The organism is Serratia sp. 22264 (assembly GCF_052045345.1).
GTDB lineage: Bacteria > Pseudomonadota > Gammaproteobacteria > Enterobacterales > Enterobacteriaceae > Serratia > Serratia plymuthica.
In genome coordinates, this window is record NZ_JBQEOY010000001.1 from 1,611,876 (window position 1) to 1,635,677 (window position 23,802).

Annotated in this window: 19 protein-coding genes, 1 pseudogene and 1 other annotated feature; of the genes and pseudogenes, 10 read left to right on the forward strand and 10 right to left on the reverse strand. The window is 55.3% G+C overall.

The window, feature by feature from the left end; all coding sequences use genetic code 11:
- Positions 1-140: 140 nt before the first annotated feature.
- The gene (gene ribA, locus ACTJJ1_RS07425; RefSeq protein WP_006325706.1) at positions 141-734 is read left to right on the forward strand and encodes a GTP cyclohydrolase II; all 594 of its coding nucleotides are present in this window, start codon (positions 141-143) and stop codon (positions 732-734) included.
- A gap of 56 nt (positions 735-790) precedes the next feature.
- On the opposite strand, the gene acnA is transcribed toward ribA, so the two are convergent.
- A complete protein-coding gene (gene acnA / locus ACTJJ1_RS07430) occupies positions 791-3,463 on the reverse strand; it encodes an aconitate hydratase AcnA (protein ID WP_004945198.1) in 2,673 nt (890 codons plus the stop codon).
- A gap of 128 nt (positions 3,464-3,591) precedes the next feature.
- Here acnA and ACTJJ1_RS07435 point away from each other — a divergent pair, with 128 nt between their 5' ends.
- Positions 3,592-3,867, forward strand: coding sequence for a hypothetical protein (locus ACTJJ1_RS07435; protein WP_147150476.1), 276 nt, complete (start codon positions 3,592-3,594; stop codon positions 3,865-3,867).
- Between the two features lie 251 nt (positions 3,868-4,118).
- On the opposite strand, the gene ACTJJ1_RS07440 is transcribed toward ACTJJ1_RS07435, so the two are convergent.
- The 3 genes from ACTJJ1_RS07440 to topA all read right to left on the reverse strand — a co-directional run bounded on the left by ACTJJ1_RS07440 (position 4,119) and on the right by topA (position 8,918).
- Complete coding sequence (locus ACTJJ1_RS07440) at positions 4,119-4,574, reverse strand: phage tail protein (RefSeq protein ID WP_041416971.1); 456 nt, start codon at positions 4,572-4,574, stop codon at positions 4,119-4,121.
- Between the two features lie 416 nt (positions 4,575-4,990).
- The gene (gene cysB / locus ACTJJ1_RS07445; RefSeq protein WP_004945202.1) at positions 4,991-5,965 is read right to left on the reverse strand and encodes an HTH-type transcriptional regulator CysB; all 975 of its coding nucleotides are present in this window, start codon (positions 5,963-5,965) and stop codon (positions 4,991-4,993) included.
- A gap of 355 nt (positions 5,966-6,320) precedes the next feature.
- Positions 6,321-8,918, reverse strand: a complete 2,598-nt coding sequence (gene topA, locus ACTJJ1_RS07450) for a type I DNA topoisomerase (protein ID WP_004945205.1) — start codon at positions 8,916-8,918, stop codon at positions 6,321-6,323.
- A gap of 425 nt (positions 8,919-9,343) precedes the next feature.
- Between topA and ACTJJ1_RS07455 the strand changes: the two genes are divergently transcribed.
- Positions 9,344-9,595, forward strand: a complete 252-nt coding sequence (locus ACTJJ1_RS07455) for a YciN family protein (RefSeq protein ID WP_004945208.1) — start codon at positions 9,344-9,346, stop codon at positions 9,593-9,595.
- A 46-nt stretch (positions 9,596-9,641) separates the two neighbouring features.
- On the opposite strand, the gene sohB is transcribed toward ACTJJ1_RS07455, so the two are convergent.
- Positions 9,642-10,688, reverse strand: coding sequence for a protease SohB (gene sohB, locus ACTJJ1_RS07460; RefSeq protein ID WP_004945212.1), 1,047 nt, complete (start codon positions 10,686-10,688; stop codon positions 9,642-9,644).
- A gap of 359 nt (positions 10,689-11,047) precedes the next feature.
- On the opposite strand from sohB, the gene ACTJJ1_RS07465 reads away from it, so the two are divergent.
- Together ACTJJ1_RS07465 and cobO are read left to right on the forward strand one after the other, a co-directional pair.
- Positions 11,048-11,809 (forward strand): YciK family oxidoreductase, encoded by a 762-nt coding sequence (locus tag ACTJJ1_RS07465; protein ID WP_006325743.1) that lies wholly within the window; start codon positions 11,048-11,050, stop codon positions 11,807-11,809.
- A gap of 13 nt (positions 11,810-11,822) precedes the next feature.
- Positions 11,823-12,413 (forward strand): cob(I)yrinic acid a,c-diamide adenosyltransferase, encoded by a 591-nt coding sequence (gene cobO / locus ACTJJ1_RS07470; RefSeq protein ID WP_004945218.1) that lies wholly within the window; start codon positions 11,823-11,825, stop codon positions 12,411-12,413.
- Positions 12,414-12,457: 44 nt separating this feature from the next.
- Here cobO and rluB read toward each other — a convergent pair whose 3' ends face one another.
- From rluB to rnm, 5 genes are all read right to left on the reverse strand, one after another.
- Entirely contained in the window at positions 12,458-13,354 is an 897-nt protein-coding gene (rluB, locus tag ACTJJ1_RS07475; RefSeq protein ID WP_004945221.1) for a 23S rRNA pseudouridine(2605) synthase RluB, read from the reverse strand.
- 208 nt (positions 13,355-13,562) lie between these two features.
- Positions 13,563-14,360, reverse strand: a complete 798-nt coding sequence (locus ACTJJ1_RS07480) for an alpha/beta hydrolase (RefSeq protein WP_325986685.1) — start codon at positions 14,358-14,360, stop codon at positions 13,563-13,565.
- A 151-nt stretch (positions 14,361-14,511) separates the two neighbouring features.
- Positions 14,512-14,871, reverse strand: coding sequence for a Rap1a/Tai family immunity protein (locus ACTJJ1_RS07485; RefSeq protein WP_004945227.1), 360 nt, complete (start codon positions 14,869-14,871; stop codon positions 14,512-14,514).
- 114 nt (positions 14,872-14,985) lie between these two features.
- Positions 14,986-15,606: an L-threonylcarbamoyladenylate synthase gene (locus tag ACTJJ1_RS07490; RefSeq protein ID WP_004945230.1), complete on the reverse strand. Its 621-nt coding sequence runs from the start codon at positions 15,604-15,606 to the stop codon at positions 14,986-14,988.
- A 49-nt stretch (positions 15,607-15,655) separates the two neighbouring features.
- Positions 15,656-16,543 carry an RNase RNM gene (rnm, locus tag ACTJJ1_RS07495; RefSeq protein WP_020439146.1) on the reverse strand — a complete coding sequence of 296 codons (888 nt, stop codon included), beginning with the start codon at positions 16,541-16,543 and terminating at the stop codon, positions 15,656-15,658.
- 242 nt (positions 16,544-16,785) lie between these two features.
- Positions 16,786-16,889, forward strand: a sequence feature (Trp leader region).
- 25 nt (positions 16,890-16,914) lie between these two features.
- Between rnm and ACTJJ1_RS07500 the strand changes: the two genes are divergently transcribed.
- The 5 genes and pseudogenes from ACTJJ1_RS07500 (at position 16,915) to trpA (ending at position 23,595) form a co-directional block, all read left to right on the forward strand.
- On the forward strand, positions 16,915-18,477 hold the full coding sequence (locus ACTJJ1_RS07500; RefSeq protein WP_062871021.1) for an anthranilate synthase component 1: 1,563 nt from the start codon (positions 16,915-16,917) through the stop codon (positions 18,475-18,477).
- Positions 18,477-20,071: pseudogene (gene trpD / locus ACTJJ1_RS07505) on the forward strand (bifunctional anthranilate synthase glutamate amidotransferase component TrpG/anthranilate phosphoribosyltransferase TrpD). The gene ACTJJ1_RS07500 and the pseudogene trpD overlap by 1 nt, the downstream one beginning before the upstream one ends.
- A gap of 3 nt (positions 20,072-20,074) precedes the next feature.
- A complete protein-coding gene (gene trpCF / locus ACTJJ1_RS07510; protein ID WP_004945247.1) occupies positions 20,075-21,436 on the forward strand; it encodes a bifunctional indole-3-glycerol-phosphate synthase TrpC/phosphoribosylanthranilate isomerase TrpF in 1,362 nt (453 codons plus the stop codon).
- Positions 21,437-21,598: 162 nt separating this feature from the next.
- Entirely contained in the window at positions 21,599-22,789 is a 1,191-nt protein-coding gene (gene trpB / locus ACTJJ1_RS07515) for a tryptophan synthase subunit beta (RefSeq protein WP_004945250.1), read from the forward strand.
- The gene (gene trpA, locus ACTJJ1_RS07520; protein WP_440833005.1) at positions 22,789-23,595 is read left to right on the forward strand and encodes a tryptophan synthase subunit alpha; all 807 of its coding nucleotides are present in this window, start codon (positions 22,789-22,791) and stop codon (positions 23,593-23,595) included. Before trpB ends, trpA begins: the two co-directional genes overlap by 1 nt.
- Positions 23,596-23,802 lie beyond the last annotated feature (207 nt).

Consider the following 23,802-nt stretch of genomic DNA (forward strand, 5'->3'; position numbering starts at 1 on the left):
CAGGGCAAGAAGTTATGGCAAAATAACCGATAATTAACGAAATAGAGATCGTCGTTGCGCGTTTTAATACTGGTCAGGTCACTGCGTCGGACGTAGGATGCGCAACAATGATTGAATCGGATGTGTTTGTGGAGAGCAACATGCAGCTTAAACGGGTGGCAGAGGCAAAACTGCCAACACCTTGGGGCGATTTCCTGATGGTAGGATTCGAAGAACTGGCTACCGGGCACGATCATCTGGCGCTGGTCTTCGGTGATATTACCGGCGCGACGCCGGTACTCTCACGCGTACATTCTGAATGTCTGACCGGCGATGCGTTATTCAGCCTGCGCTGCGACTGCGGTTTCCAGCTGGAAGCGGCGTTGGAGCATATCGCAGAAGAAGGCCGCGGGATCCTGCTCTACCACCGCCAGGAAGGTCGCAATATCGGGTTGCTGAACAAGATCCGCGCTTATGCCTTGCAGGACAAGGGCGCCGATACCGTAGAGGCCAACCATCAACTCGGCTTTGCCGCTGATGAACGTGATTTCACCCTGTGTGCGGACATGTTCAAATTGCTGGGCGTGGACGCGGTGCGTTTGTTGACCAACAACCCGAAAAAGGTTGAGATCCTGACCGAGGCGGGGATCAACATCACCGAGCGCGTGCCGTTGATCGTCGGCCGCAATCCAAAAAATGAACGCTACCTGGCGACCAAAGCCGCCAAAATGGGCCATTTGCTGGACCAGAAGTAATTTCCCTTCAAAAAATCAGGGCGCCATCAAAGGCGCCCTTTCTTATTACCCTACTCTTACAGCATTTTCCTGATCACATAGTGCAGGATGCCGTCGTTCTCGTAGTAGGTCAGCTCATTGCCGGTATCGATACGACAGCGGGTATTGACCACGTCCTGACGACCATCCGCATAAGTGATATGCACCGGCACCGTCTGCCCCGGCTTCAGCGTTTGCAAACCGCTTACGCTGATCTGCTCATCGCCGCTCAGCCCCAGTGTTTTGCGGTTGACGCCTGCCGGGAACTCCAGCGGCAGAATGCCCATGCCGATCAGGTTCGAACGATGGATACGCTCGAAGGACTCGGCAATCACCACCCTCACGCCCAGCAGACGCGGCCCCTTCGCCGCCCAGTCACGGCTGGAACCGGAGCCATACTCTTTCCCGGCAATGACCGCCAGCGGCACCTGCTCCTGCTGATACTGCATGGCGGCATCGTAGATCGACAGCTGATTTTGCGACGGAATATGGCGAGTGTAGCCTCCTTCAACCCCCGGCACCATTTCGTTGCGGATACGGATATTGGCAAAGGTGCCGCGCATCATCACTTCGTGGTTACCACGACGCGAACCGTATGAGTTGAAGTCCTGCGCCGCGACACCGCGATCGCTCAGGTAGCGCCCCGCAGGGCTGTCACGCTTGATATTCCCCGCCGGGGAGATGTGGTCGGTGGTCACAGAATCCGCCAGAATGGCAAGAATGCGCGCATTCTTGATATCCTGCACCGGATCCGGTTTCACCTGCATGGTGCTGAAAAACGGCGGGTGGCGGATATAAGTGGAATCAGCCTGCCATTGATAGGTGGCCGATCCGGTTACCTGAATCGCCTGCCAATTGGCGTCGCCGTCAAACACCGCGCCATATTCCTTGTGGAACATTTCGGTACGAACCTGCTCCACCGCCAGAGCAATGTCCTGGCTACTCGGCCAGATATCCTTCAGATAAACCGGCTTGCCGTCACGCCCGTCACCTAGCGGCTCTTTGGTCAGATCAATCTTCATGCTGCCTGCCAGCGCATAGGCCACCACCAGCGGCGGCGAGGCCAGCCAGTTGGTTTTCACCAGCGGGTGGATGCGTCCTTCAAAGTTGCGGTTACCCGACAGCACCGCGCCCACGGTAAGATCGCCCTCTTTGATCGCCTGCTCGATGGGCTCAGGCAATGGCCCTGAGTTGCCGATACAGGTGGTGCATCCATAACCCACCAGATTAAAACCCAGCTCTTCAAGGTATGGCGTCAGTTTGGCGCTGTCGAAATAGTCGGTGACGACCTTGGAGCCTGGCGCCAGAGAAGTCTTCACCCAAGGCTTGGTCCGCAACCCTTTGTTCACCGCATTCTTCGCCAACAGGCCGGCGGCCATCATCACGCTGGGGTTGGAGGTATTGGTGCATGAGGTGATCGCCGCGATCACGACCGCACCATTGTGCAGTTCGTGCTCCCGGCCACTGAGGGTAAAGGATTTGAATTCCGACTTGCTCTTCTGGCTGGCGATGTCCAATTCGGTTGCAGCATTAAACGCCTTCGGCACATCCGGTAGCGCCACCCGATCCTGCGGGCGTTTCGGCCCGGCGAGGCTGGCTACCACCGTCGACATATCTAAAGCCAAGGTACTGGTAAATACCGGTTCGTCGCCCGGATGGCGCCACATGCCCTGCGCTTTGGCGTAGGTTTCCACCAGCGCAATTTGCTCATCACTTCGGCCGCTCAATTTCATGTAGCCGAGTGTGACTTCATCCACCGGGAAGAAACCGCAGGTGGCGCCAAACTCCGGCGACATATTGGCGATGGTCGCCCGATCGGCCAACGGCAAGCTGGCCAGCCCATCACCGTAGAATTCAACGAATTTGCCGACCACACCGTGCTTGCGCAGCATTTGGGTCACCGTCAACACCAGGTCAGTAGCGGTGATGCCTTCGCTGAGTTTGCCCGTCAGTTTGAAACCCACCACATCTGGGATCAGCATGGATACAGGCTGGCCGAGCATCGCGGCTTCAGCCTCAATGCCGCCAACGCCCCAACCGAGAATGCCCAGGCCGTTAATCATGGTGGTGTGAGAATCGGTGCCGACCAGGGTATCCGGGTAGGCGACGTGCCTGCCGCTTTCGTCAGTGTGCCACACCGTCTGGCCAAGATATTCCAGGTTAACCTGGTGACAGATGCCGGTACCTGGCGGCACCACACGGAAGCGGTTGAAGGCTTTCTGCCCCCAACGCAGGAAAGTGTAGCGCTCGTGATTGCGCTCCATTTCGATACGCACGTTTTCTTCAAACGCATCGTCGTCACCGAACTCATCCACGGTGACCGAGTGGTCAATCACCAGGTCAACCGGCGACAGCGGGTTAACCTGGTCAACATTGCCACCCAACCGCTGCACCGCTTCGCGCATGGCGGCCAGATCCACCACCGCAGGCACGCCGGTAAAGTCCTGCATCAAGACGCGCGCCGGGCGGTAGGCAATTTCGCGATCGGCATGACCGGTTTGCAACCAATCGACGATGGCTTTCAGATCATCAACCTGCACGGTGTCGCCATCCACATGACGCAGCAGGTTTTCCAACAGCACTTTCATTGATTTTGGCAGCCGGTCGATATCACCCAACTGTTTCGCCGCCAGCGGCAGACTGTAATAGTAATACTCGCTGTTCAACGCAACCAGCTTATCCAGACTCGTTTCTCTAAGATCGGACGACATAGCTCCTCCATTTCTTATTATGACTAAAACAGGGTAATCACTGAGGTCTTGTTTAAAGATACCACATAGAGAAATTAACGTTTTGATAACAACACGTTTTGATCAGAACGATAGGCAGAAGTAATCAAGTGAGCGAAGTGACCTTGGCTCAACAAGTTAATCGCCAATGTTTATTGAACCCTGACAGAGCCCGAACAAAGTGCCTCTCCTTTCCCTCGACGCTACTCTTCACAGGCAAAGTCATGCAGCAGGTACAGCTATCTGGACACCCCACCTTGCATGTCAATTTTTCATTACATGGGAAGAAAAATATGGCCGAGACTAAAATCAATACGCTTGCAGATGTGGCCGCATTAAGGAGACCGCCGAATAAATTCGGTTTGTTTCATGTAGGCACCTCTTAAATTTGGAAAAAGAAAATCGCAACACGGAAGGAAGCACCCTGCGGGGGCTATCTCTTGTGCTGTCAAAGGATATGTTTATAACTCAGTATGGGGTGTATCGAGGACACTGCGAATTGGAAGCAACTCACTAATTTATAACACTATTATGGTATAGGTGGCAATGTCTCCAGCGACGTGGAGACCGCCGCGAACAGTTTACTCTCCAGTTCCCTGCCCCCATACAAAAACTTTTGGAGATTAGAGCACTAAAATTAGACTGAGTGACATTCGACAGTCAGACGATCAGCGTTGAGCGTGATCTGTTTAACGGCCACCTCATTACTGGAAGCATCCAGACTCGGCCCCGTAATACCAGTAGGAAAGCAGTTGAAAACGTTCCATGTGACATACAGCACCTTGCCGGATTCATCGGTCAAGCTAATGGATATGTCCTTCTTACCATCGCTGTTGTTAGCATAGTTATATAACCATTCATACAATTTGCACTCACCGGGAAAAACCGCTTGCGAGAGCGTAATGGAGGGGAGTTGTGCACGAGTCAAACCACGAAACAATCCCCCCATACCATCACGGTATTCAAAACTCTCGTATTGCTGATCTAATCCACTCACGGAACTACAGCGAATCACATCATCACCAATGGTAACCGTGAAACGAAATCCGGGAACGGGGTAAGTTGCATCAATAATATCGGTAGAATCTGCCATAGCCATTTCTCTGTATCTGCAAAATTAGTCATAATGATAATGCAGATTTTTTAAATTATTTCATTGCTAAAGTTTTTAGGAATTCCCTCACTCTATAGGCATAAGTTCGAATAAATAGAAGCCCCGTTGGGGTACAACAGTTGCAGGGCTAGAACATCTCGTACCAACTAAAACCTGAAAACAGCATAAAACCGCCCTGAGAGCGTTTAAGAAGGGTTGGCAGATGGAATATGTAGCTAGATGTGTAACGTGGTCGACAATGCGGTTAAGCGGCATTCTAACGAAAGGCGAAAACGGGAGGGTTGAATTTCCCCTCCCGTTGAGCCAAGTTCACCGCCTATTTAGATCAACAGGATACAAACAGGTGAGCGAACACCAGAGAATCGAAGCCTGCGGTAAGTCATTGGTTTACCGACTTACTTAATCGGCAGCTTGATGTCTTTGAACATCGCCTCGATCTCTTCGTTGGATCGCAGTGCTACCGCGTTGTCGACCACGTCGCGAGTCAGGTGCGGTGCAAAGCGCTGGATAAAATCGTACATGTAGCTGCGCAGGAAGGTGCTGCGACGGAAGCCGATTTTGGTGGTGCTGTAGGTGAAGATATCACGCGCATCCACGGTCACCAGATCCGGATCCTGCACCGGATCCACCGCCATGCTGGCGATCACCCCGACCCCTAATCCCAGGCGCACGTAGGTTTTGATCACATCGGCATCCGTTGCGGTGAATACGATGCGTGGCGTCAGGCCGGCGCGATTGAACGCCGTGTCCAACTCGGAGCGACCGGTAAAGCCGAAGGTATAGGTGACGATCGGGTACGCCGCCAATTCTTCAATGGTGATATGACTTTTGCCGGCCAATGGGTGATCGGGCTTCACTACCACCGCACGGTTCCAGTGGTAACAAGGCAGCATGATTAAGTCGTCGTAAAGATGCAGCGCTTCGGTGGCAATGGCAAAGTCTGCATTGCCTTTGGATACCGCTTCCGCAATTTGGGTCGGCGATCCCTGGTGCATATGCAACGAAACGCGCGGATAACGCTCGATAAAGCCTTTGATGACGTTAGGCAACGCATAACGCGCCTGGGTATGGGTAGTCGCGACGTACAGCGAACCTTTATCCGGATAGGTGTGCTCGCCGGCAACGGCTTTGATCGCATCCACTTTGGACAGAACTTCACGCGCGATGCGGATGATTTCCTGGCCTGCGGGGGTAACCTGGGTAAGGTGTTTTCCGCTGCGAGCGAAAATCTGGATACCCAACTCATCTTCCAGCATTCGCACTTGCTTGCTGATACCGGGTTGTGAAGTATAAAGCCCTTCTGCCGTCGATGAGACATTCAGGTTGTGGTTAACCACTTCCACAATGTAACGAAGCTGCTGCAATTTCATATCTTATACCATCCTAGGTTAAACACTGCGGCTTACCCGCAGCCAGGTATATCGGTGTCGCCCCGGTATGCTGAAAACTAACAAGCCTTAACACAGTGTCTCACCCAGATGCTGAAGAAAACGCCGTTATTAATAAGCTTTAATCATAAAAAAACTTTTTATATAACCACTATATCACGTAGCAGCTTCAAGTATAGATCCGCATCACACCATGATAACGATTATTTTGCATTGCTATCAACGCGAAACCCCAACCCGGTGAAGGAAAAACGGCAAAAAATAGACCCGCTATCGTTCAGGCAACAAAAAACCAGCCACAAGGGCTGGTTTTTATTATTGCATTCAGGCTGAAAACTTACTTTTTGCCTTCAACCCATTTGCCGTCAACGTAGAAAGCGGACCAACCCGTGGCCTTGCCGTCTTTCTCTGAAGAGACATACTGCTGTTTGGTTTTACGGCTGAAACGCACCATCGTTTTGTTGCCTTCGCCATCCGCTACCGGCGCATCCGCCAGGTAACGCAGTTTTTCCGGCAGACGATCCTTGAAACGGGCCAGCTCTTCTACCAGCGGCGCACGAGTCTCGCGCGATTTAGGGAAGGTGTTGGCCGCCAGGAACACGCCGGCTGCACCGTCGCGCAGAACAAAGTAAGCGTCTGACTTTTCGCACGGCAATTCCGGCAATGGAACCGGATCTTCCTTCGGCGGCGCAACATCGCCGTTACGCAGGATTTTACGGGTGTTTTTGCACGTCTCGTTGGTGCAGCCCATGTACTTACCGAAGCGCCCCATTTTCAGGTGCATTTCGGAACCACATTTGTCGCACTCAACTACCGGGCCGTCATACCCTTTCAGGCGGAATTCGCCCTCTTCGATTTCATAGCCGTCACACGCAGGGTTATTACCGCAAACGTGCAGCTTACGCTGGTTATCGATCAGGTAGCTGTCCATCGCCGTGCCGCATTTTTGGCAACGATGGCGAGCACGCAACGCGTTGGTTTCTGCATCATCCCCTTCGAGGATATTCAGCACTTCCGTTTCCGGCACCAGGTTAATGGTGGTTTTGCAGCGCTCCTTCGGCGGCAGCGCATAACCGGAACAACCGAGGAACACGCCGGTACTGGCGGTACGGATGCCCATTTTACGGCCGCAGGTCGGGCAATCGATGCTGGTCATGACCATCTGATTCGGGCGCATACCGCCGTCTTCAGGATCTTTCTCCGCCGTTTCCAACTGTTCGCTGAACTCGGCAAAAAACTCATCCAGCACCGCTTTCCACTCGGCGTGGTTATTGGCTACCTGGTCAAGGCCGTCTTCCATGCGCGCTGTAAAGTCATAGTTCATCAGCTCACGGAAGTTTTCTTCCAGACGGTCAGTAACGATCTCACCCATTTTCTCGGCGTAGAAACGGCGGCTTTCGACCCGCACATAGCCACGGTCCTGAATGGTCGAGATGATCGACGCATAGGTCGATGGGCGGCCGATGCCGCGTTTTTCCAGCTCTTTCACCAGCGAGGCTTCGCTGTAACGCGCAGGCGGCTTGGTGAAGTGCTGGCTCGGGATCAGCTTTTGCAGTTCCAGATCGCTGCCTACTTCAACATACGGCAAGGTGCGGTCTTCATCACCCTTGCGCAGAGCAGGCATCACTTTGGTCCAGCCATCGAAACGCAACGTACGGCCTTTGGCGCGCAGTTGATAATCGCCGGCCTTCACTGACAGCGTAGTAGAATCGTACTGCGCAGGCGTCATCTGACAGGCCACAAACTGGCGCCAGATCAGCTGATACAGCTTTTGCGCATCTGCTTCCATATCTTTCAACTGCTCGGCCAGCACGTTCACGTCCGACGGACGGATAGCTTCGTGCGCTTCCTGCGAGTTTTCTTTGCTGCTGTACTGGTTTGGCGCTTTCGGCAAGTACTTGTCGCCGAAATTGTCGCCGATATAGCCACGCACCATGTTGAGCGCATCCTGGCTCAGATTGGTGGAGTCAGTACGCATGTAGGTGATGTGACCGGCTTCATACAGCCGCTGAGCCATCATCATGGTTTTCTTCACGCCAAAACTCAGACGGGTGCTGGCCGCCTGTTGCAGCGTAGAGGTAATGAAAGGCGCGCCCGGCTTGCTGCTGGTAGGTTTGTCTTCGCGATCCAGCACCGTATAACGGGCTTTCTCCAGCAGTTTGAGAGCGGCGTGGGTCTGCTCACGGTTAACCGGTTTGAATGGCTTGTCGTGGGCATGCGTCACTTCCATCTGCAGCGCGGTATCATTCTTCGCCAGCAGATCGGCGTGCAGTTCCCAGTACTCTTCCGGCACGAAGGCTTTGATGTCGCGTTCGCGCTCCACCACCAACCGTACCGCAACGGATTGCACGCGCCCAGCGGACAGGCCGCGGGCAATTTTTTTCCACAGCAGCGGCGATACCATGTAACCCACCACGCGGTCCATAAAGCGACGCGCCTGCTGTGCGTTAACACGATCGATATTCAACTCGCCCGGCTGTTTAAAAGCCTGTTGGATCGCGTTCTTGGTGATTTCGTTGAACACCACGCGGCTAAAGCGTTTGTCGTCACCGCCGATTACTTCCCGCAGGTGCCAGGCAATGGCTTCCCCTTCGCGGTCAAGGTCCGTTGCGAGATAAATGTGGTCGGCGTTTTCCGCCAACGATTTTAACTCTGCGACAACTTTTTCTTTACCTGGCAGAATTTCATAATCCGCTTTCCAGCCATGGTAAGGATCGACGCCCATTCGATTTACCAGCGCCGTTTTCTCATCTTTTTTAACTTTCTTCTTGGCTTTGTCTTCGGTTGAGTCAGCGCTCTTTTTGCTGGCTGAGCCACTGGTCGGCAAATCACGGATATGACCGACGCTGGACTTCACCACGTAGTCATTACCTAAGTATTTATTAATAGTTTTGGCTTTTGCCGGGGACTCAACTATTACGAGAGCTTTACCCATATTTACCTTTACCTAAATTTGTTTCTTCTAAAAAGAAGTCTTTTATCTCGCCGTGCCGCAGCGATTCATATCTCTTTTTTATATTGCGGCAGTCTGGCAAGAGATCAACATGTTTTTTTCTTTTGGTTGCTTAACTGCTCAACCTGAACGCAAGTTGTTGATCCCGCCAGCTAATCACCCATGCCCCAGAAGTATGGCCGTGTGAGACTCATTCATGGCGTAAACAAAACCTTCCACCTGACGCCGCAAAATCCCACACTGTACCTGATAAAAAGCGTCACGCAACCTAATTAGCACGGAAACAGCGATTTCGCCAATCGACAGATACCGCTAGCCATCCAGACGGCAAATAAACCTTAGTCTGTTTGCGGATAAATGCGAACCGGCGTTAGAATACGCGCAGAATTTATGATTGGAGTGTAATAATGTGCACTAATACTACCCCCATTGGCCGTGAGGCCCTGTTGCAAGAAGCAAATAATATTATCCGACAACATGAAGATTATCTGCAGGGCATGGTGGCTGACGACGTTGAACAAAAAGGCAGCGTTTTAGTTTTCCGCGGCGAATTCTTTTTGGATCAGGATGGATTACCTACGGTAAAAACCACTGCTGTATTTAATATGTTTAAACATTTGGCCCACGTGCTTTCCGAAAAATATCATTTGGCCGATTAAGAAAAAAACGGGGGTTTTTAGCCCCCGTTATGTTTAATCAAAGCGCTTAAAGCAACGGTTTTTCACCGCGCTGCCACCAGCGCAGCAGCAAACGGTCGACGCTTTCCGCAGCGCTGCCGGTAAATCGATCCATCAGACGTTTACGACGCGTATAGCGCACCCCGACCACTTCGTGATTTTCCATTTCGGCGATCAGCAGATCGTCACTGGTGCCAATCGCATCAATCAGCCCTTTCTCTTTCGCCTGAGAGCCAAACCAGTGCTCGCCGGTCGCCACGCTGTCGATATCCAGCGAAGGTCGTTGCTGGTGTACAAATTCTTTGAACAGTTCATGGGTTTCATTCAGATCTTCGCGGAACTTCTCACGCCCCTGTTCGGTGTTTTCCCCAAACAGCGTCAGCGTCCGTTTGAACTGGCCTGCCGTATGCAACTCCACATCAATATCGTTCTTTTTCAGCAGGCGATGGAAGTTGGGAATTTGCGCCACGACGCCGATAGAGCCGATGATGGCGAAGGGGGCCGCGACGATGCGATCCGCCACGCAGGCCATCATATAGCCGCCGCTGGCCGCCACCTTGTCTACCGCTACCGTCAGGCGGATGCCGCCGGTACGCAGACGCGCCAACTGTGACGACGCCAGACCATAACCATGCACTACCCCGCCCGGGCTTTCCAGCCGTAGCAGTACTTCGTCCTGCGGCGTTGCCACTGCCAACACCGCCGAGATCTCTTCGCGCAGCGAAGTCACTTCATGGGCATCCATGCTGCCTTTGAAGTCCAGGACATACAGGCAGGGTTTGGTTGCTTCAACTGCACCGGCTTTAGCGCGTTGTTTCTTCAGTTTATCGTCGGCTTTGGTCTGTTTTTTAAACTGTTTACTCCAGGCTTTTTGTTCCGCTTCACCCATACGCGCCAGGCGCATGTCGCGTTGCATCTCGCGATATTGCTCCCCGAGATCAGTCAGCTGAAGCTCACCTTTCTGACGGGTCTTACGTTGCCCAAGGCTGACCGCCAGCAACGCCAGCGCAGCGATGGCAATCACTACCGTCGCGACTTTGGCCAGAAACAGGCCGTAAATAGATATAAACTCCACAGATTCCGCCTTTATTTACAGGTTGTTAGTATGATCTCGTTCATTCTAGCCAACCGACGCGGTGGCTGTCGCGGCTAAATAAAAATTCCTTGTGATGCCTCTTTACTATGTGGGCGCATTTTGACTTAACCAAGCCGGCGCTGTTCCATTTTTGTTACAAAAGAATGCCGATTCTGCTGCCTAATCATTGAAAATACGATCCATTTGAGGCATATAACACGGATTATTCATCAACATGATGAGCCAAATTCGCTGCGGGGCCCTGCATGCGGTCGAGCCTTTGCTCCCGCCTGGGTCTCTTAATCCACACCACTCCCCGATGCAAGCGGGAGACAGCCATCACGGCGCGAGGAATTATTGTGCATTACCAACCTAAACATGACCTGCTGGAACAAAGAATCATCCTGGTCACCGGCGCCGGTGACGGCATCGGACGCGAAGCCGCACTTACCTATGCCAAATTTGGCGCGCAACTGGTGCTGCTGGGCCGTACCGAAAGCAAGCTACGGGCGGTACAAAGCGAGATCGCCCTACTGGGCGGCGCACCAAGTTTCACCGTTACGCTGGATTTGCTGCACACTACGCAGGAACAGTGCAAACAGGTTGCGGATGATCTGGCCACCCAGATCCCGCGCCTCGACGGTGTTTTGCATAACGCCGGGCTGTTGGGGGATATCGCTCCGATGGCTGACTTGTCGATGGAGATGTGGCACGACGTCATGCAGGTCAACGTCAATGCAACCTTTATGCTCACCCAGGCGCTATTGCCGCTGCTGCTGAAATCCAACTCGGGATCGCTGGTATTTACCAGTTCCAGCGTGGGCCGTACGGGCCGCGCCAACTGGGGCGCCTACGCGGTGTCCAAATTTGCCACGGAGGGCATGATGCAGGTGTTGGCCGAAGAATACAAAAGCCGCCATCTTCGGGTAAATTGCATCAATCCTGGCGGAACGCGCACTCAAATGCGCGCATCGGCCTTCCCGAACGAAGATAAAAACAAGCTGAAAACGCCAGCGGATATTATGCCGCTTTACCTCTATTTAATGGGCGATGACAGCCGCCGAAAAACCGGCATGAGCTTCGATGCTCAACCCAATCGTAAACCCGGCGCCGCTGAATAAAGGAGGCTTTATCATGGCCGAAGACCGCCATCAACAACGTCAGCAGCGCCTGAAAGAACAGGTCGACGCTCGTATCGCCGCCGCCCAGCAAGTCCGCGGTTTAGTGCTGGTATTCACCGGTAACGGTAAAGGCAAAACTACCGCGGCGTTCGGCACAGTAACGCGCGCCGTCGGCCACGGTATGAAAGCCGCCGTTATTCAGTTCATCAAAGGCGAATGGCCGAACGGGGAGAAAAACCTGCTGCAGCAGCACGGGGTAGAATTCCAGGTAATGGCAACCGGCTTCACCTGGGAAACCCAGAATAAAGCCGGCGATACCGCAGCCTGTCAGGCGGTATGGCAGCACGGCAAACGCATGCTCGCCGACAGCAGCCTGGATCTGGTGCTGTTGGATGAGCTGACCTATATGGTCAGTTACGGCTATCTTGAGCTGGATGAACTGCTGGAAGCGTTGCGGCAGCGCCCTGCGCACCAGACGGTCATTATCACCGGGCGTGGCTGCCATCGCGATCTGCTGGAGCTGGCGGATACGGTGACGGAAATGCGGCCGGTAAAACATGCGTTCGACGCAGGTATCATGGCGCAACAGGGAATTGACTGGTAACGAAAAGAAAACGCCGCAGCCCAGATAGGGTTGCGGCGTAATGATTAGCTGCGCTTGCTTGGTTTGCCGGACTTGCTGCCTGGCGCGCTGCGGCGGCCACTGCCCGCCACCTGGGTATGGCGTTTGACCGCGCGACGGATCTGATTCGCTTTCACGCGGCGACGCTCACGCTCCACCGGCATCTTGCTGACCGTTTCGGGCTTCAGCTCAACCAATTCGCGCAGATAGTTAATCGCCGGCAGTTCCAGCTCGGTCCAACCGCCACGCGGCAGGCCTTTAGGCAGATCGATATCGCCGTAACGTACGCGGATCAGGCGGCTGACCTGCACGCCAACCGCTTCCCAAAGACGACGCACCTCACGGTTACGCCCTTCGGTCAGGGTCACGTTGTACCATTGGTTAATGCCTTCGCCGCCCTGGAAAGTGATGGTGCGGAAGGCGGCAGGGCCATCTTCCAACTGAACGCCCTTGCTCAATTGCTTCACTTTTTCATCGTCAATCTGGCCAAATACACGTACCGCGTATTCGCGCTCGACTTCACGGCTAGGGTGCATCAGGCGGTTTGCCAACTCACCGTCGGTGGTGAACAGCAGCAGGCCTGAGGTATTGACGTCCAGACGCCCCACCGCTACCCAGCGAGAGCCACGCAGCTTAGGCAGGCGATCGAACACCGTCGGACGGCCTTCAGGATCGCTACGGGTACAGAGTTCACCTTCCGGCTTGTAATAAGCCAGCACGCGGCAAACCGTTTCTTCGGATTCTTTAATTGAAAGTACGTGACCATCCAGACGAATTTTCATCGAGGCAGTCACTTCAACGCGGTCGCCCAGTTTGGCGACTTTACCGTCAACGCTGACGCGGCCGGCTTCAATTATGGTTTCGATTTCACGACGCGAGCCATGGCCGGCGCGCGCTAAAACTTTTTGTAACTTTTCGCTCATTGAGCAACCTCTAGTGTCGCCTTCACAGGCGTCGGGGGGATGACCACTGCGGCGACAGGCACCACGGTGGTAACAATACGTTTACTTGGATCGAACCGCGCATTATACAGGCTTTCTATAGTGTTGGAACCCACTTTATTAGCAGACCGATTATCGAAATCTATTAACCGCGGGCTCAGGCCCGCATCAGGTTAAGCCAGGCAAAAGGTTAATCGCCAAGAAAGTTAACCACCGCCCGATACACTTCATCCGGCCGCTCGAGGATCCCCAGGTGCGTTCGGGCATGTTCCAGCCGCAAGACCGAGAAGAAAGGATGGTCGGTCGCAAAAACCTGCTGTTGCCTCAGATAATTTTCATCGCGATCCAGCGAGTAAATATGCCTGCACGGGAGCGGCGAGCCAAGTTCGCTCAACCGGTTAAGCGGCGATTGGTATTGCCGATAAGCGTGTTCTATCGCCACGCCGGCGGCTTGCCAGAGGCGAAAGTCCTCACGGGCCATTTCAACGGTCAGATGATGCTTCACCGGCTGATGGTCAACCCCGCCTTGCCAGAAGGCAAACAGGGCATCGCGCGCCGCCAGCCATTGCTCTGGCCGTTGCATTTGCTGCACCGACTGGAAAAATGCCGGCGCGGGTTGCGTCATGATCCAATCGAGAAATACCAGGCCTTTGACCTGCTGCGGCATGAGCTCTGCCAAGGCGACGGCAATCCAACTGGCGTGTGCCACCGAAAGCGTCACAAAGCTTTCCACCTGCAGGGCAGCCAGCAACTGATGGATGTCCGCCAGCAAATCTTCGGCACCAAGCGAAAGCGCGTCATCACAGGAAGAAAGGCCGTGCCCACGCCAGTCGAAGCTAATCACCCGGTATCGCTCACTCGCCAGCGCGCTGAAGGGGGCAAATACCGTTTTTGGCTCACACCAGCCGGGCAGCAAGACCAGCGTCAACGGGCCGGAACCTGCATCATGATAATCGAGGGAGTGGGTACCAAAGTGAAACGCTGTCATTTTACCTCCTGAAGCGTCATGCCCTCAAAGCGGTTAAGAGGGCTTGTGCGCAGGAAGTAAACTGACAGCGTTTGGCGATTTAATCTATTGAAGAACGTGCTAAAAAACGGGGAGCGCACCAAATGAAAATATACGCACCAAACGAACGGATTTAGTGCCTTTCACAAGGATAAGCCGCGGTTAACGCCAGCATGATCACTGAAGGTGCAGAATAATGCAGCTGTTCCGGGTGTTCATTTAAATAATGCATTACCGCATCGGAAGCCATGCCTACGCTCATGCCGGCATCCGGGCAAATATTGCGGTTGCCCTGCATCGAATAGGTGTCAAAGACGCCAGCCACATAGCCCATGAACATGCCGCCATCGAGCGCTTCCGCAACGGTAGCAGCCCCATTTTTGTTTTTCACATAGCCGCCCGTTTCAGACAGCAAGGCGTTACCGGAATAAAAACCGGCATTGGCCACAGAGGAAAACAATAAGACCGCTAAAAGAGAACCCCGTTTAATCATCGCCATGCATCCTGCCTATTTTCAGTTTTTGATTGTGTAGAATAGCGGCTTTCACGATAAATGACGTCGTTTCAGCCACTTTTCAGAAAATGAGCAACCGCCGCGGCGATAAAATCAACGGAAAGGCGTTATGTCGCCCGCACCTTCGCGCACCACTTCCGGCGCCGACTCAGTCAGATCAATCACCGTGGTCGGCTGCTGGCCCAGGAAACCGCCGTGGATCACCAGATCCACTTGCTTGCCCAGATGATCGCTGATCTCTTCCGGATCGGACTCGGCGAAATCGTTACCCGGTAACATCAGCGTGGTCGACATCATCGGCTCGTTCAGCACTTCCAACAGCGCCAGCGCAATTGGGTTCGAGGGTACACGCAGGCCGATGGTTTTGCGTTTGTCATTCATCAGGCGGCGTGGCACTTCTTTGGTCGCTTTCAGGATGAAGGTGTAGTTGCCCGGCGTGTTGTTTTTGATCAAGCGGAATGCGGTATTGTCGACATAGGCGTAAGTCGAGAGTTCGGACAAATCACGGCACATCAGCGTAAAGTTGTGGTTACCGTCCAACTGGCGAATACGGCAAATACGTTCCATAGCCGATTTTTCTTCCAGCTTGCAGCCCAGCGCATAACCGGAATCGGTCGGGTAGACAATCACCCCACCCTTGCGCAGCACGTCCACCGCCTGGTTGATCAAACGCGGTTGAGGATTATCTGGATGAATATAAAAAAGCTGACTCATGACTTGCTCCTAAAAATGATGCACGCGGGCGCATCCGCCCCCCGTAAAATCAATATACTGCTGCCTGCTGCGGTTGCGGCCAGTCACGCCACACCGGCTCAACGCCACCGGGTAACCACAGTTTACGGCCCAGTTCGATCCACGCGCAGGGCTGATGAAAATCAGACCCCTGCGATGCCAGTAATTGATACTCTTGCGCATACTTTGCCAGTAGCGAACGCTCATGCGGTGCTTGCTGACACTGGGCCACTTCCATCGCGTCGCCGCCGTGTTCGGCAAAATGCGCAAACAGCCGCTTCAGCCATTTGGCCGTCAGATCGTAACGGCCCGGATGCGCTATCACCGCCTGCCCGCCAGATTGATGAATCACATCAATGGCTTGTTTTATTGTACACCACTGTGGCGGAACATAACCGGTTTTGCCCTTGGCCAGATATTTCTTGAACACCTGCGCCATGTTGTCGGCAATGCCGATCTGCACCAGATAGCGCGCAAAGTGCCCACGCGTCACCGCCCCGCCGTCCGCCAATTTTTGCGCGCCTTCGAAGGCGTCATCGATGCGTGCTTTTGCCAGCCGTACGCCAATCTCCTGCGCACGCAGGTTGCGACGTTCAGTCTGTTCGGCCAATAACTGCACCATCGCCGGATGGGCGATATCAATCCCCAGGCCGACGATATGAATCTCGTGGTTTTCCCACAGCGTGGAGATTTCTACCCCATTCACCAGTTGCAACGGCAGTGATAACTCGGCAATAGTCGCGGCGGCCGCAGCCAGCCCATCGGTGGTGTCGTGATCGGTGATCGCCAATACGCCAACCCGCATTTCAACCGCCCGCTGCACCAGTTGCGCCGGTGTCAGGTAGCCGTCAGAGGCGGTGGTATGGCTGTGGAGGTCGTAAAGGGTAAACGCGGAAGGCTGGGGGTTGCTGTCTGTCAAAAGAAATATCCGGCAATGGCTTGGCCTTCTATCATACCCGCGATCGTCGGCCGGACGGAAATCTATTCTGGCCCGCTCACATTCGCCCTGATGAAAATAACTCACGTTTGCCGCTAAAACATTGTGTAAAAAGAGGGTTGACTTTATTCCTGCGAACCAGTTAACTAGTACACAAGTTCAGGGGCATCCCCTGGTTGGATGATAATCGAGAGAGCAAAGATATGAACAAGCAAACTTCTCTTCTTCGTTGGTGGCGTACTTCCCTTTCGCGGGCGGTGTAATCACGCATACCTGTCATCTGACACTGCAGATTCCCTAAGCCCGCTGGTAATGCGGGCTTTTTTATGGACAAAATCTAACTGGAAACACCCATGATGAACATCAAACCACAACTCACACTGCTGAAGGCGGAAACCCACTACCGGGGCGATCCGACGACCATTTTCCATCAGTTGTGCGGCGCACGCCCGGCCACCCTGCTGCTGGAGTCTGCCGAAATAAACAGCAAGCAAAACCTGCAAAGCCTGCTGGTGATCGACAGCGCCCTGCGTATCACCGCGCTGGGCCGCAGCGTCACGCTGCAGGCGCTGACCGCCAACGGTGCAGCGATGCTGCCGCTGCTCGATGAAGCATTGCCGGCGGAAGTGCAGATTCAGGTTCGCCCAAACGGCCGCGAACTGACCTTCCCGGTCATCGATGCGGTGCAGGATGAGGATGCCCGTCTGCGCTCACTGTCAGTGTTTGACGCACTGCGCACTCTGCTGACACTGGTCGACGCCCCGGCGGACGAACGTGAAGCGGTCATGCTCGGCGGCCTGTTTGCCTATGACCTGGTTGCCGGTTTCGAAGATCTGCCGGCGCTGCGTCAGGATCAACGTTGCCCGGACTTCTGCTTCTACCTGGCGGAAACCCTGCTGGTGCTGGACCACCAGCGCGGCGTGGCTCGCCTGCAGGCCAGCGTGTTTACCGCCGATGCGGCGGAAGAACAGCGCCTGCAACAGCGTCTTGAGCAGTTGCAGACCCAGTTGAAGCAGACCCCGCAACCCATTCCTCATCAGAAGTTGGAAAACATGCAGTTGAGCTGCAACCAGACCGATGAGGAATACAGCGCCGTGGTCAGCGGACTGCAGCAGGCCATTCGCCAGGGCGAGATTTTCCAGGTAGTGCCGTCACGCCGCTTCTCGCTGCCATGCCCGGCCCCGCTGGCGGCCTACCAAACCTTGAAAGACAGCAACCCAAGCCCTTACATGTTCTTTATGCAGGACGACGAGTTCACCCTGTTCGGCGCCTCTCCGGAAAGCGCGTTGAAATACGACGCAAGCAACCGTCAGATCGAAATTTACCCTATTGCCGGTACCCGTCCGCGTGGCCGCCGCGCTGATGGCTCGCTGGATCTGGATCTCGACAGCCGCATCGAATTGGAAATGCGCACCGATCACAAAGAGCTGGCCGAGCATCTGATGCTGGTCGATCTGGCGCGCAACGATCTGGCGCGCATCTGCCAGGCCGGTAGCCGCTACGTGGCGGACCTGACCAAAGTGGACCGCTACTCTTTCGTGATGCACCTGGTTTCCCGAGTGATCGGTACCTTGCGCGCCGACCTTGACGTGCTGCACGCCTACCAGGCTTGCATGAACATGGGGACCCTGAGCGGCGCCCCCAAGGTTCGCGCCATGCAGTTGATCGCCGCCTCTGAAGGCTCCCGTCGCGGCAGCTACGGCGGTGCAGTGGGGTATTTCACCGCCACCGGCGATCTGGATACCTGTATTGTCATCCGCTCCGCATATGTTGAAGACGGTATTGCCACCGTGCAAGCCGGCGCCGGCGTGGTGCTGGATTCTGTTCCTCAGGCGGAAGCCGATGAAACCCGTAATAAGGCACGTGCCGTGCTGCGTGCCATTGCCAGCGCGCACCAAGCCAAGGAGGTGTTCTGATGGCCGATATCTTACTGCTCGACAACGTTGATTCCTTTACCTATAACCTGGTCGATCAACTGCGTGCCAGCGGCCACCAGGTGGTGATTTACCGCAACCAGATTTCTGCGGACGTAATTATCGAGCGCCTGCAACAGTTGGAGCAACCGGTGTTGATGCTGTCACCGGGCCCAGGTACGCCATCCGAAGCCGGCTGCATGCCGGAGTTGCTGCAACGCCTGCGCGGCCAGTTGCCGATTATCGGCATCTGCCTGGGGCACCAGGCGATTGTAGAGGCCTACGGTGGGCACGTCGGCCAGGCGGGCGAGATCCTGCACGGTAAAGCCTCGGCCATTAGCCACGATGGCGAAGGCATGTTTGCCGGTATGGTGAACCCACTGCCGGTGGCTCGCTACCATTCACTGGTCGGCAGCAATATCCCGGCCGAACTCACCGTTAACGCTCGCTTCGGCGACATGGTGATGGCAGTACGTAATGACCGGCACCGCGTATGTGGTTTCCAATTCCATCCGGAATCGATCCTCACCACCCACGGCGCACGTTTGCTTGAGCAAACTCTGGCCTGGGCGCTGGCGAAATAATAAGGGAAACGACGATGCAACCTATTCTTGAAAAATTGTACCGCTCAGAATCAATGAGCCAAGAGGAAAGCCAGCAGTTGTTCAGCGCCATCGTGCGAGGCGAGCTGGAACCCAGCCAACTGGCAGCGGCACTGATCAGCATGAAAATCCGCGGAGAGCGCCCGGAAGAGATTGCCGGTGCCGCCAAGGCCCTGCTGGCCGACGCCCTGCCGTTCCCACGCCCGGATTATCCGTTTGCCGATATCGTCGGCACCGGCGGCGACGGCACCAACAGCATCAATATCTCTACCGCCAGCGCCTTTGTGGCGGCGGCATGCGGTGCCAAAGTGGCAAAACACGGTAACCGCAGCGTCTCCAGCCGTTCCGGTTCTTCAGACCTGCTGGCGGCATTCGGCATCCGCCTGGATCTGCCGGCGGAAGAGTCCCGCCAGGCGCTGGATGAACTGGGCGTGTGTTTCCTGTTCGCACCGCAATATCATACCGGTTTCCGCCATGCGATGCCGGTACGCCAACAGTTGAAAACCCGCACGGTATTTAACGTGCTCGGCCCGTTGATCAACCCGGCACGTCCACCGCTGGCGCTGATCGGCGTTTACAGCCCGGAGCTGGTGCTGCCGATAGCCCAAACCCTGCGTGTGCTGGGTTATCAGCGTGCCGCCGTGGTGCACGGCGGTGGCATGGACGAAGTGGCAATTCACACCGCGACCCACGTGGCGGAGCTGAACAACGGTGAGATTGAAAGCTACCAATTAACGCCAGAGTCCTTTGGCCTGCAACGCTACCCGCTGGAAGCCCTGCAGGGTGGATCGCCGGAAGAAAATCGTGACATTCTGGCACGGTTGTTACAAGGTAAAGGCGACCCGGCGCACGCCGCAGCGGTAGCGGCTAACGTGGCGCTGTTACTGAAGTTATTCGGGCATGAAGACCTGCGCCAAAACGCGCAACAGGCACTGGACATGATTCATAGCGGGCAAGCTTACGAGCGCGTCACCGCACTGGCAGCAAGAGGATAAATGATGCAGGAAACCGTGCTCAACAAGATTGTTCGTGATAAAGCGCAATGGGTCGCAGCACGACAGCAACAACAACCACTGGCCAGCTTTCACGATGAAATCGTCCCCAGCGAACGCGGCTTTTATCATGCGCTGCAAGGGGCCAGAACGGCATTTATTCTTGAATGCAAAAAAGCGTCCCCTTCCAAAGGGTTGATCCGCGAAAACTTTGATCCGGTCGAAATCGCTTCGGTCTACAAGGATTTCGCTTCGGCCATCTCGGTACTGACCGATGAAAAGTACTTCCAGGGCAGTTTCGATTTCCTGCCGCTGGTCAGCAAAACGGTCACGCAGCCGGTGCTGTGCAAAGATTTTATTATCGACCCGTACCAGATCTACCTGGCGCGGTTCTATCAGGCCGATGCCATCCTGCTGATGCTGTCGGTGCTGGAGGACGATCAATATCGTCAGTTGGCAGCCGTGGCGCACAGCCTGAACATGGGCGTGCTGACCGAAGTGATCAGCGAAGAAGAACTGCAGCGGGCAATCGCGCTCGAGGCACGCGTAGTCGGCATTAATAACCGCGACCTGCGCGACCTTAGCATTGATCTGGACCGTACCCGCCAACTCGCACCACGCGTGCCGCATGGGGTGACGGTGATCAGCGAATCCGGCATCAACAATTACGGCCAAATCCGCGAACTGAGCCACTTCGCCAACGGGTTCCTGATCGGCAGCGCACTGATGTCGGAAACCGACCTGCGCGCCGCCGTACGCCGGGTAACGCTGGGCGACAATAAAGTCTGCGGGCTGACCCGCCCACAAGATGCCGCAGCCGCCTATCAGGCCGGCGCGATCTACGGCGGGCTGATTTTTGTCGGGCGTTCACCGCGCTATGTCGACATCAACCGCGCCCGCGAAGTGATTGCCGGCGCGCCGTTGAAATACGTCGGCGTGTTCTGCGACGCGCAGGTGGAAACCCTGGTTCAAACCGTTGAACGCCTCGGTCTGAAGGCGGTGCAGCTACACGGCGCGGAAGATCAAGCCTACATCGACGCCCTGCGCGCCAAACTGCCTGCCTCCTGCCAGATCTGGAAAGCGCTGAGCGTGAAAGACAGCTTGCCGGCACGTGATCTGCAGCACGTTGACCGCTATCTGCTGGATAACGGCGCCGGCGGCACCGGCCAGCGTTTCGACTGGTCGGTATTGCACGGCCAAAACCTGGGCAACGTGATGCTGGCGGGCGGTCTGAGCGCAGACAACTGCGTTGACGCAGCCAAACTCGGCTGTGCCGGGCTGGACTTTAACTCCGGCGTCGAGAGCGAGCCCGGGATTAAAGATCCTGCCCGCCTGGCGGCGGTATTTCAAACGCTGCGCGCCTACTGAGTCAAATATACCCAATAGATTTCAAGGCGCAGGAAGGCGGTAAGAGAGAGAATCCCCAGGAACTTACTCAGGTAAGTGACTGGGGTGAAAGAGCGCAACCAACGCACCTGCGGTTTGAAAGATGAAGGGTAGACAATTTAACGGATAATAACGGGAACTATAATGACGCTGCTTAACCCCTACTTCGGCGAATTTGGTGGCCAATATGTGCCGCAGATTCTGATGCCGGCATTAAAACAACTGGAAGAGGCCTTCGTCAGCGCGCAGCGCGACCCTGAATTCCAGGCTGAGTTTATCGATCTGCTGAAAAACTACGCCGGCCGCCCGACGGCGCTGACGCTGTGCAAAAACCTCACCGCCGGCACCAAAACCAAGCTGTACCTGAAGCGTGAAGATTTGCTGCACGGCGGCGCGCACAAAACCAACCAGGTGCTGGGGCAAGCGTTGCTGGCCAAGCGCATGGGCAAAACCGAAATCATCGCCGAAACCGGTGCCGGCCAGCATGGCGTGGCCTCTGCTCTGGCCTGTGCATTGCTCGGCCTGAAATGCCGCATCTATATGGGTGCCAAAGATATTGAACGCCAGTCGCCGAACGTGTTCCGCATGCGCCTGATGGGTGCAGAAGTGATCCCGGTGCACAGCGGCTCCTCCACGCTGAAAGATGCCTGCAACGAAGCGCTGCGCGACTGGTCCGGCAGCTATGAAACCGCCCACTATATGCTGGGTACCGCAGCCGGCCCGCACCCGTACCCGACCATCGTGCGTGAGTTCCAGCGCATGATCGGCGAAGAAACCAAAGCGCAGATGCTGGAGCGCGAAGGCCGCCTGCCGGACGCCGTATTGGCGTGCGTCGGCGGCGGTTCTAACGCCATCGGCATGTTCGCCGACTTTATCGATGACGTCAGCGTTGGGCTGATCGGTGTGGAACCTGCCGGCCTCGGTATCGAAACCGGCCAACACGGTGCACCGCTGAAGCACGGCCACGTCGGTATCTATTTCGGTATGAAAGCGCCGATGATGCAGACCTCCGAAGGCCAGATCGAGGAGTCCTATTCCATTTCCGCCGGGCTGGACTTCCCGTCCGTCGGGCCGCAGCACGCCTATCTGAACAGCATTGGCCGTGCCGAATATGTGTCGATTACCGACGACGAAGCGCTGGATGCCTTCAAGGCTTTGTCGCGCAGCGAAGGCATTATCCCGGCACTGGAGTCCTCCCACGCCCTGGCGCACGCGCTTAAAATGATCCGTGAAACGCCGCAGAAAGAACAGATCCTGGTGGTTAACCTGTCCGGCCGCGGCGACAAAGACATATTTACCGTTCACGACATACTGAAAGCTCGGGGAGAAATCTGATGGAACGTTATCAGCAACTGTTCAAACGTCTGGAAAGCAACAAGGAAGGCGCCTTCGTCCCGTTTGTCACCCTGGGCGATCCGAACCCGGCACTGTCGCTGCAGATTATCGATACTCTGGTTGAAGCCGGGGCAGATGCGCTGGAGCTGGGCATCCCATTCTCCGATCCCTTGGCCGATGGCCCGACTATTCAGAGCGCTGCGCTGCGTGCCTTCGCCTCCGGCGTGACGCCGACCCAGTGTTTTGAAATGCTGGCCGCCATTCGTCAGAAGCACCCGACCATTCCTATCGGCCTGCTGATGTACGCCAACCTGGTGTTTCATAAAGGCATCGATGCCTTTTACCAGCGTTGCGCCGAAGTCGGCGTGGATTCGGTGCTGATTGCCGACGTGCCATTTGAAGAGTCTGCGCCCTTCCGTGCCGCCGCTACCCGCCACGGCATCGCGCCTATCTTTATCTGCCCGCCGAACGCAGACGACGATTTGCTGCGTGAAATCTCTTCGCACGGACGGGGTTATACTTACCTGCTGTCCCGCGCAGGCGTTACCGGCACCGAAAGCCGCGCTCAATTGCCACTGCATCATCTGGTGAACAAACTGCGCGAATACCATGCCGCGCCACCGCTGCAGGGGTTCGGCATTTCCGAGCCTGCGCAGGTGCATGATGCGCTGCGGGCCGGTGCCGCCGGTGCGATCTCCGGTTCGGCGATCGTCAAAATTATCGAGCAAAATCAGGCGCAGCCGGCAGAAATGCTGACTCGGCTGGCGAACTTTGTTCGCGAAATGAAAGCCGCGACCCGAAGTTGATCCTCCCTGAGGCGGGCGTGATGGATCGCGCCCGCCGATAACATCTTGTTTCCTCTCAGTGTTGTTCGATTTTTTTACATCTAAAATTTGAACAAACCCGCTTATTGACTCACACTTGAAGGTGCCCGTTGCAGATTTCTGCATTTTGCGGAAATACTGAGCGTTTTCAGGTAATAACCTGAATGTAGTTTCAACAATAACATTGCA

Bases quoted from the DNA above. Each gene is read 5' to 3' on its own strand.
- ribA (WP_006325706.1), top strand. From the start codon at position 141: ATGCAGCTTAAACGGGTGGCAGAGGCAAAACTGCCAACACCTTGGGGC.
- acnA (WP_004945198.1), bottom strand. From the start codon at position 3,463: ATGTCGTCCGATCTTAGAGAAACGAGTCTGGATAAGCTGGTTGCGTTG.
- ACTJJ1_RS07440 (WP_041416971.1), bottom strand. From the start codon at position 4,574: ATGGCAGATTCTACCGATATTATTGATGCAACTTACCCCGTTCCCGGA.
- cysB (WP_004945202.1), bottom strand. From the start codon at position 5,965: ATGAAATTGCAGCAGCTTCGTTACATTGTGGAAGTGGTTAACCACAAC.
- topA (WP_004945205.1), bottom strand. From the start codon at position 8,918: ATGGGTAAAGCTCTCGTAATAGTTGAGTCCCCGGCAAAAGCCAAAACT.
- ACTJJ1_RS07455 (WP_004945208.1), top strand. From the start codon at position 9,344: ATGTGCACTAATACTACCCCCATTGGCCGTGAGGCCCTGTTGCAAGAA.
- cobO (WP_004945218.1), top strand. From the start codon at position 11,823: ATGGCCGAAGACCGCCATCAACAACGTCAGCAGCGCCTGAAAGAACAG.
- rluB (WP_004945221.1), bottom strand. From the start codon at position 13,354: ATGAGCGAAAAGTTACAAAAAGTTTTAGCGCGCGCCGGCCATGGCTCG.
- ACTJJ1_RS07480 (WP_325986685.1), bottom strand. From the start codon at position 14,360: ATGACAGCGTTTCACTTTGGTACCCACTCCCTCGATTATCATGATGCA.
- ACTJJ1_RS07485 (WP_004945227.1), bottom strand. From the start codon at position 14,871: ATGATTAAACGGGGTTCTCTTTTAGCGGTCTTATTGTTTTCCTCTGTG.
- ACTJJ1_RS07490 (WP_004945230.1), bottom strand. From the start codon at position 15,606: ATGAGTCAGCTTTTTTATATTCATCCAGATAATCCTCAACCGCGTTTG.
- ACTJJ1_RS07500 (WP_062871021.1), top strand. From the start codon at position 16,915: ATGATGAACATCAAACCACAACTCACACTGCTGAAGGCGGAAACCCAC.
- trpCF (WP_004945247.1), top strand. From the start codon at position 20,075: ATGCAGGAAACCGTGCTCAACAAGATTGTTCGTGATAAAGCGCAATGG.
- trpB (WP_004945250.1), top strand. From the start codon at position 21,599: ATGACGCTGCTTAACCCCTACTTCGGCGAATTTGGTGGCCAATATGTG.
- trpA (WP_440833005.1), top strand. From the start codon at position 22,789: ATGGAACGTTATCAGCAACTGTTCAAACGTCTGGAAAGCAACAAGGAA.